A 1,779-nucleotide genomic window follows, 5' to 3' on the forward strand; every position below is an offset into this window, starting at 1 on the left:
ATTATAAGGAGTGTGGCGATTTTCAAATGTATGTTTGATTGCTTCCTGGAGTGTTGTAGGATTATATTTTTCATTCTGCAAGATTTTGTAGAGATCATAATAATCCTTCATTCTACTGCTTTGGTCTGCAAGATCCACAATTGCGTGCATCTTTTCGGCAATAACCGTTTCAAGCGAGTAGGCCAGAATATTGGCACTCGGCAGATGTTCAAGCAATACAGGATAATCAAGATCTATTGGGGAAGGTGTTACCACATCACCAAAACCAATATCCATTGTTAAAACCTGGGCAATGGTGTCCATCTTGACTGGAATGCTGAGCCTAATTCCATGATAGTCTTTGAACTCTGTTATATTTTGTGAAGTAATGAGCTCCGTGTCAAATATTACGCCATCTTCCTCGTATGGCACAGAACATATTTCTCTGAATGCTGCAATTATAGAAGCGCCTTCGTTGCTGATATTATTGCCAAGGAAATCGATATCCAATGTTGGACGAGCCGCAAATTTTTCGTATGCATACATGAGTGCGCCTCCCTTCAGATAGAAATTTCCTCTATAATGAGTCTGCGATATTCTGTAGAGAAGCCTCTCTTGAAAATACCGAGTCAGGATAGTCTGATTAAAGACGTTTTCCTTTCGTGCAACGCTCAGCAATTTTGTACGTATAGACTTCCCGTAGTTTTTATTTTGTTCTTTACTCATAGCTTCACTTGTAGATAATTTTCCAGAATATTGCCAACACGCAATTGTCGGGCATAATCCATTAGTTTGCTGATGTTTCTTCCTGATCTTGAAAGATAGTTGTCGATGATTTCAGAACAGACATCAATACCCACCTTGTTGCGAAACTTTACAGCATCGCATACGCATCGTTCTACATCATATACCTTTACCTTAAATCCATCTATGACTTTCTCCATCACGCCGATTTCAAGAATGTTGGAAGTAAAGTGATGGAGCTCTATCTTTGGGAATGAAGGAACTTTTAGTTTTCTATCCCTTTTGATGGCGACATGATAAGCCTGCGGCATGGATGTCGTAAGCTGATGGATATTCCAGGCAGACCAAAGGCAGAGGATTCCGTTGGGAATAATTGACTCAATATCAACCATGCCTGCTGACAATTGGTCTATGTTAGCATATACGCCACGGCAAACCTGAATCAGTTCACCTTGGCGAACGGCTTCCAGCATTTTGTAGTAAGCTGTTCGTCCTTGTTCTTTGACGTTTGCTGATGATATGAATGAATTCTTTGCTTCCATGATAGTTCTCCTAATTTGGTACAAATGTACCACAAATGTTTTTGATTGTGGTACTTTTGTACGGAAATCTTTTGAAATCCACCCCTTTTTTAATACCTTTCAACAGTTTTGTAGCTATTTTAGTACAAAAATACCACAAATGTATCTAATTGTGGTACTTTTGTACGGGATAATGAAAAGTCTCTTTCTCCAATGTATGGTTATTTGCCTTTTCCGATTTTTTTTCCTTTTATTTCATCTTCAATGTCCGCAGATATTCCTTCTGCTCGGGCGAGATTCTGTAGCTCTCGATGGCTTTCTGTCTGCCTTCAGTTTGCACTATCTTTCCATAGGCACTCCCAGTGTCAGTTTGGCTTGGAAAGCAGCATACTGCTTATCCTGCATGGCGAACAGTCTTTCTTGAAGTGAAGTCATAAATTCTTTGTTTTATAATGCAACATAGAAGGAGCAATCGCCTCTTTATTCCATCCTGCCATATTTCATCTCCACGCCTTCCTTGTCATACTGCTTGCGC

2 protein-coding genes are annotated in these 1,779 nt (G+C 39.8%); both read right to left on the bottom strand.

Annotated elements, in window-relative coordinates; all coding sequences use genetic code 11:
• On the bottom strand, positions 1-705 hold a 705-nt coding region (locus tag KM934_RS12695), incomplete at its 3' end, for a nucleotidyl transferase AbiEii/AbiGii toxin family protein (RefSeq protein ID WP_215760979.1).
• The gene (locus KM934_RS12700; protein ID WP_215760980.1) at positions 702-1,265 is read right to left on the bottom strand and encodes a type IV toxin-antitoxin system AbiEi family antitoxin domain-containing protein; all 564 of its coding nucleotides are present in this window, start codon (positions 1,263-1,265) and stop codon (positions 702-704) included. The genes KM934_RS12700 and KM934_RS12695, both read right to left, overlap by 4 nt.
• Positions 1,266-1,779 lie beyond the last annotated feature (514 nt).

This window comes from Hallella faecis (assembly GCF_018789675.1).
In the GTDB taxonomy this organism is placed as follows: Bacteria; Bacteroidota; Bacteroidia; order Bacteroidales; family Bacteroidaceae; genus Prevotella; species Prevotella faecis.

What these genes read in the sequence shown, in the direction of transcription:
- KM934_RS12700 (WP_215760980.1), bottom strand. Translation starts at nt 1,265, where the DNA reads ATGGAAGCAAAGAATTCATTCATATCATCAGCAAACGTCAAAGAACAA.